The organism is Kutzneria buriramensis (assembly GCF_003387475.1).
Lineage (GTDB): Bacteria > Actinomycetota > Actinomycetes > Mycobacteriales > Pseudonocardiaceae > Kutzneria > Kutzneria buriramensis.
In genome coordinates this window covers 1-6,614 of sequence record NZ_QUNO01000050.1, presented here as the reverse complement: position 1 = coordinate 6,614, position 6,614 = coordinate 1, and the positions used below count along the sequence as shown (strand labels likewise).

The 6,614-nt window shown below is 71.0% G+C and carries 5 protein-coding genes; 3 read left to right on the top strand and 2 right to left on the bottom strand.

The window, feature by feature from the left end; all coding sequences use genetic code 11:
• Window positions 1–209: 209 nt before the first annotated feature.
• The 3 genes from BCF44_RS54495 to BCF44_RS54485 all read left to right on the top strand — a co-directional run bounded on the left by BCF44_RS54495 (window position 210) and on the right by BCF44_RS54485 (window position 5,976).
• A complete protein-coding gene (locus tag BCF44_RS54495) occupies window positions 210–470 on the top strand; it encodes a hypothetical protein (RefSeq protein WP_147329102.1) in 261 nt (86 codons plus the stop codon).
• A gap of 33 nt (window positions 471–503) precedes the next feature.
• Entirely contained in the window at window positions 504–1,262 is a 759-nt protein-coding gene (locus BCF44_RS54490; protein WP_116182471.1) for a class I SAM-dependent methyltransferase, read from the top strand.
• Between the two features lie 79 nt (window positions 1,263–1,341).
• Window positions 1,342–5,976, top strand: a complete 4,635-nt coding sequence (locus tag BCF44_RS54485; RefSeq protein WP_116182470.1) for a polymorphic toxin-type HINT domain-containing protein — start codon at window positions 1,342–1,344, stop codon at window positions 5,974–5,976.
• Between the two features lie 52 nt (window positions 5,977–6,028).
• Here the strand turns inward: BCF44_RS54485 and BCF44_RS54480 are convergent, their stop codons facing one another.
• Both BCF44_RS54480 and BCF44_RS54475 read right to left on the bottom strand, forming a co-directional pair.
• Window positions 6,029–6,268, bottom strand: coding sequence for a hypothetical protein (locus tag BCF44_RS54480; protein WP_246016347.1), 240 nt, complete (start codon window positions 6,266–6,268; stop codon window positions 6,029–6,031).
• A 46-nt stretch (window positions 6,269–6,314) separates the two neighbouring features.
• Window positions 6,315–6,539: an STAS domain-containing protein gene (locus BCF44_RS54475; RefSeq protein WP_170218287.1), complete on the bottom strand. Its 225-nt coding sequence runs from the start codon at window positions 6,537–6,539 to the stop codon at window positions 6,315–6,317.
• Window positions 6,540–6,614: the final 75 nt, after the last annotated feature.

Genomic DNA, 6,614 nt, shown 5'->3' with positions numbered 1-6,614 from the left:
TGTAGGGTCTCGTCGCTCGTGACATGTCGATCTTGTCCGACCTGGGCGTTCTCGGTTGTCTCACGGTGACGCCACCATGATCAATCTCAAACTCTTGGCACTTCCTCGACTGGGTGAGCGCTACTGGCCGGCGCCGGGGCGTTCGCCCCCGCCACGTGGGCGACCCGGATGCGCACCGCGACCGCGCTGCGCACCGAATAATGCTGGACGTGGACTTCGTGATGACGATCCAGGACGTCTTCAGCATCACCGGCCGAGGCATGGTCGTGGTGGGCAACCTGCAATCGGGGGTGCTGCGCGCCGGCGAGACCGTCGGCGTCTGGGCCGGCGAGGAGTTGGTGGCCACCGCGCCCGCGTGGATCGAGATGGTCGGCAAGCACGTTCCCGGACGCATCTGCCTCCTGCTCCAGGGCGTCGGCAAGGACGTCCTCGCCGCCGGTCAGACAGTGAGATCACCCGTTCCCACATAAGCTGCGGACAACGGCGACTTGGGGGAGGCTGCGGTGAGTTCCGAGGCGGTGCCGACGGCGGAGCAGTTCGACGGGTGGTACTCGAACATGCGGGGCGACGCCACCCGCGATGACGTCCACCAGCGGCATCTGGGGCTGCCGCCGCGGCTGCTGTCGACGAGCCTGCTCACGTGGGACGGCGTCGCCGACGTCGTCGACGCCCTGCGCCTCGGGCCTGGGGACCGGCTGCTGGATCTGGCGTGCGGGCGTGGCGGGTACGGGCTGGAGATCGCCGCGCGGACCGGGGCGAGGTTGATCGGCGTCGACTTCGCGTCGACGGCGATCGACCAGGCTCGGACGCTGGCTGAGCAGTTCGATTCGGTGGAGGCAGAGTTCCGTGTCGGCGACCTGGCCGACACGGGACTGCCGGCCGGTTCCGTCCACGCGGTCGTCTGCGTCGACGCGATCCAGTTCAAGCCGGTGGCCGAGTCGTACGAGGAGATGCGGCGGGTGCTCCGCCCGGGCGGGCGCGTCGCCATCACGACCTGGGAGGCCCTCCCGAACGCGGACGATCGTGTCCCGGCCCGTATCCAGGCGGTCGACACCGCCGCCGGCCTCGCCGCCGCGGGATTCGCGGACGTCACCGTTCGCGAGCGCCCGCACTGGCGGGAGGCGGAGCGGGCGATGTGGGAGGAGGCTTCGGCGCTCGACCCGGGCGACGATCCCGGCCTGCGGTCCCTGCACGACGAGGGCGTCCGCGTGCTGCTCGGCTTCGATCTGATGCGCCGGGTCCTCGCCACCGCCACCGCCTAGCGGGCCGTACCACCGACCGCTGCAGAAACGCTGCAGCTCGACTTCCGTGAAATTGCAGTGCCCCGGTCCAGGCTGTCGGATGCACTTCAGACACCAACACAGACCCGGTGGGCTGGGCAAGGCGCTGGCTCGCGGGCTCACGGCCGCGACCACCGTCGCCCTGACCCTGTCGGTCGCGGCGCCGCCCTCGTGGGCCCAGCACGCCGACGCCGGCCCCAGCTCCGACACCTACGCGTACCCCGGCCGGCTGGTGGACGACGCCCACCAGATCCGGGAGGACTTCTGCCGCCTCGGCTACGTCCTGCAGGGCGGCGGTCCCGCCCTGAAAACGGTCGCCCAGCAGGGCTTCGCCGCCACGTCCGCCGCCGACCTGCACACGATCGCGAACCCCTCGTACTGGACGAACACGCCGCTGCACACCGCGTTCCAGCAGGACCAGACCGCGGCCACCGCCAAGGACGACTCCCTCGACAACCGGCACTACACCTGGGACAAGTCGATCCCCGGCAACTTCACCCTGCCGACGATGACCGACACCGGTTTCCGCTGGTCCCCCAACTACTACTCGGACTTCGGGCTCACCGGCTTCTACGCCAACCGGGAGATGGCCGACGAGTCCAAGCTGTACGTCGACCTCGCGCCGGTCGCGGGCGCCGCGGCCGTGGCGTCGGGCACCCAGGTGGCCAAGGACCAGCACCTGTACAACGGGCAGGACATCTACAACGCGAACCTGAACGTCAACCCCGACGAGTCCGTCGCGTGGGGAGCGGAGGGCCCGCAGGACGTCTGGGGCGACGGCAAGACGATCACCACCGGCAACCAGCACGCCGACGACCTGCGGATCTTCCTGCAGAACGGCGGCTGGCCGCGGACCACGCTCGACCCGAACTCGCTGGAGTTCCGGCTCGAGGTCGAGGCGCTGAAGCTGCGGTTCGCCTCCTGCGACAGCGACAACCCGCTCGACCCCGACCACGTCCAGGCCGCCATCGTGCGCACCGCCGCCACCGAGTGGCAGGCCGAGCTGGACGCCGCCGCCGGTCAGCGCGCCACCATCGTCGCCGCCGAGAAGCAGTCCTCGGCCGACCTGGCCACCGCGTCCGAGGCCATGATCGAGACGGTCGGCCAGTCCTGGATCGCCGGCCAGCTGGCCGCCTGGCAGTCCTACTGGACCAGCCACCCCGAGCTCAAGGGCCAGCCGAACTACCCGAAGCCGGCCGATTTCACGTACGCCACCACCGAGATCGGCAACGCGCGCCAGCGGGCGGCCGCGCAGCTGCCCATCGCGAACAACGCGGCCGCCGACGCCAAGACCCAGGCCGACAATGCCACCGCCGCCCAGACCGCGGCGGCCAACATCGCCTCGACCAACAAGACGCCGTACGGCCGTAACCTCGCCTACGCCCAGCAGTCCGCGCAGGTGACCAAGGCCTCCGCCGCCGGTGCTCACGCCGCGGCCACGGCGACCGCCACCGCCGTGCAGGCCGCCAACGCCGCCGTCAAGGACAGCGCGGCGCTGCAGTCCCTGGCCAAGACCCAGGCGCTGGCCCTGCAGACCGAGTTCAAGCGGGCCGCCGCTCAGGAGGCCGCCGACCAGGCGCACGCCGCCGCGGCAGCGGCAGCCGCGCAGGCCACCCAGGCCGCGAACGCCGCGGCGACGGCCAAGACCGACCGGGCCACCGCCGAGCAGGCCGCCACCGCCGCCCAGAACGCGGCAAACACGGCGGCCCAGCAGCGGGCGATCGCCCAGCAGCAACAGGGCATCGCCGCGGCCAAGCGCAAGGAGGCGGATGCGCAGCACGCGGCCGCCTCCGCGGCCGAGTCCGACGCGCAGACCAAACAGGACGCCGCCGACAAGGCCGAGACGGCCGCACAGGGCGCGTTAGCCACCTCCCAACAAAAGGAATCCGACGCCAAGGCGGCCGAATCCCAAGCCGCAGACGCCCGTACCGCCGCTGCCCAGGCCGCTGACCTCAAGGATGCGGATGCCGCCCGGGCCGCAGCGGACGATGCGGTCGCCGCGGCGGCAACCGGCACGTCGGCCGCCGATGCCGCGAACGCTGCGGCTGCGGCGGCGCACAAGGACGCGGATGCCGCGGCAAGTGCCGCCGCCGGGGCCAAGTCCGATGCCGACAAGGCGACCAACGCGGCGGTCGCCGCCCGTGCCGCCGCCACACAGGCGACGGCAGCGGCGAGTGCGGCCAGGGACGCCGCCGACAACGCCAAGGCGGCGGCGTCGACGGCGAAATCGCAGGCCGCGGCGGCACATTCGGCCGCCGCCGACGCGATCGCGGCGGCCACCCAGGCCGGCCAGTTCGCGGACAACGCGAACGCCTCGGCCACCTCGGCGAAGAACGACGCCGCGACGGCGGGGGCCAACTCCCTGGCGGCGGGGTCGCTGGCCGCCCAGGCCCTGTCGGAAAGCGTCAAGACGGCGGGATTCGCTTACGCCACAGCACAAACCGCAGCCGCCGCGCGGGACGCGGCCGCCCAGGTCGTGGCCCCGGCCAATGACGCCATCGCGCTGGGCTCCCCGTTCCGCCAGACCGACGACTCGGCCGCGCTGGCCGTACTCGTCGGCCAGGCGGCGAAAACCATTGCCCAGCAACAACAAGCCGCGGCACAGGCCCGCGCGGACGACGCCGCGAAGGCGGCGCTGGCCGCGAAGGCCCTTGCGGACCAGGCGAATGCGGACGCCAAGGCGGCCGCGACAGCCGCCTCCGCTGCCGCTGCGGACGCTTCGGCCGCGGCTGCCTCGGCCGTAGCCGCTCGTGCGTCAGCAGCGGCCGCCGCAGATGATGCTGCCGCCGCGGCACAGGCCGATGCCAACGCCGCCAACGCCAGCGCCACCGCGGCAGCCGATGCCGCTACGGCCAATTCCGCCGCCACCACCGCCGATGCCGACGCCTCGGCCGCGCGGGACGCGGCCACCGCCGCCGAACGGGACGCCGCCGCGGCGAAGGCCGCTGCGGCACAGGCACAACAGGACGCCGACAACGCCAAGGCCGCCGCCACCGCGTCCGACCAGGCGGCAGCGGCAGCCCAGACCGCGGCACAGAACGCCCAGCAAAGCGCCACCGACGCGCAGAACTCGGCGAGCCAGGCCGAGGAGGCGGCCCGACAGGCGGCCGAGCAGGCCAACCAGGTGTCCACGTGGACCAGCGGCGACCGGGTCACCACCGTGACCTACACGCCCAGGTCCATCGGCGACCTGACCGCCGATCCGTCGATGATGTCGGGCACCTGTCCCGGCGCGTGCGACGTCCAGGTCAAGTACCACCTGCACGGCACGCTGCTGGACGGTCTGCAGACCTGCAAGACGACCATCCCGCAGACCCCGGTCTGCACGCTCACCCTCATCGACCAGCGGTCCATCAGCTTCGACCTGACCATCACGTACCACATGAAGGTCTGGGACGAGATCAAGAACTCGCTGGTCGCGCTGGCGAAGGGCATGGTGCAGAGCTTCATCAGCTGCGCCAACGACTTCTCGGCCGCCAACGCCGACTGCTACTGGGCGGCGGGGCAGATCGCCCCGACCGTCATCGGCCAGATCGCCAAGACCGTGTCCGCGTTCCGGACCGCCATGCTGCTGGCCGAGGCGGCGAAGTCGCTGCCCGAGATCCAGCAGATGATCACCGATTTCGAGGCCGCCGACGGAATCACCGCCGACCTGGCGACGTCGGTCGAGTCCGACATCCTCAATTCGCTCGCCGCGCAGGAGGGCGCCGACGTGGCGAGCGCCCTCACCAAGGCCGACATGCTGGACGAACTGGCCGACCTGGCGCGGGCCCGGCAATTGAGCCGCCCGTGCAGCTTCTCGCCGGACACCCCGGTGCTGATGGCCGGCGGTGACCACCGGCCCATCGGTTCGCTGCAGGTCGGCGACGAGGTCGTCGCCACCGATCCGACCACCGGCCGCACCGAGAACCACCAGATCCTGCGTACGCTGGTCAACCGGGACACGGACCTCGCCGACCTGGCCGTGACGATGCCGGACGGCACCAGTTCCGTGCTGCACACCACCGGCAACCATCCCTTCTGGGACGCCACCACCGGTTCGTGGGTGGCGGCGGGCCAACTGCCGGTCGGCGACGCCCTGCGCACCGCCGACGGGCAGCGAGCACGGGTCGCCGGCGTGCGCGAATTCGCCGGCTCCCAGGACATGTACAACCTCACGGTCGACCAGCTGCACACCTACTACGTGCAGGCCGGCCACGGCGATGTGCTGGTCCACAACACCAGCTGCCCGGTGGATCTGGCCCTGGGCCTGGACATCGAAGGCGATACCCACAGGTTCGCGTTGGCCCGGAACTTCATGGACTACTGCGGCACGGATTGGACCAGCAAGTGGGAGGGTCTGGTGCGGGCGGCGATCGAGAACCACACCGGGACCACCATCCACGTCAATCTGAAGGGTTTTGGCTACGAGAGGAACTACCTGAACCAGTTCCCCGAGCTGACCAACGACCCGCTGAAGCTGTTCTTGTCCGCCGTGAGCAACGGGGCCAAACCCGCCACCGCACGGGGAACCGAGACGGAGATGTTCATGATCGCCCGGGAGGTCGCGTCCGGATTACGGAGCTGGTCCTCGGTGAATTTCTATGTGGCCGACGGCGACGGCTGGGCGGAGGTTCCGCGGCCGCCGGAGCCTGACTGGAAGAAGTACGCGCCGGACGCGGTCCGGCGGGGCCCACTCACGCCCGCGGACGACTAGTTCGCCCATAGGAACAGGGGAAGCCCCGCGCTCGCGCGGGGCTTCCCCGCTGTCATGCGCCGGCGGCGGTGATGATGGCGTCGGTGGCGAAGCCGAGCAGCAGGCCGACGAACACGCCCCAGGTGGTGATCTCCTTCAGCGCCGCCTTGCGGGCCACGGCGAGCAGCTCGATCACGACGTAGAGGATCGACCCGGCGGCCAGGCCGAGGAACGCGATGGACAGGGTGTCGTTGACGAACGCCTGCCCGACGAGCGTGCCGACAAAAGTAACCCGCGGGCGGGCGAGGGCCAAACACCGATCGGCTCAGGCTCGCGGACCTCCGCTTGAGTCCTGAGTGCTACGTGGACAGCGCGGCCTGCACGGTTGGCACGATCGTGACCAACCCGTCGAGCCCGGTGATCTGGATCGGCCGCAGCACCACGCGCTCGGTGGCCACCACGACCAGCCGGCTGCCGAACTCCGCGCACTGGTCGTGATGCTCGGCCAGCAGCGACAGGCCCATCGAGGCCAGGAACGTCACGCCGGTCAGGTCCAGCACGACCGGCGGTCGGCCCAGTCTCACTTCCCGTTGCACAAGTGCAGCTCAGGTGCAGTTCGAAATGAGAAAGTGCAGCGGGGTTTGAGACCCTACAACGGC

What these genes read in the sequence shown, in the direction of transcription:
- BCF44_RS54485 (WP_116182470.1), top strand. Translation starts at nt 1,342, where the DNA reads ATGCACTTCAGACACCAACACAGACCCGGTGGGCTGGGCAAGGCGCTG.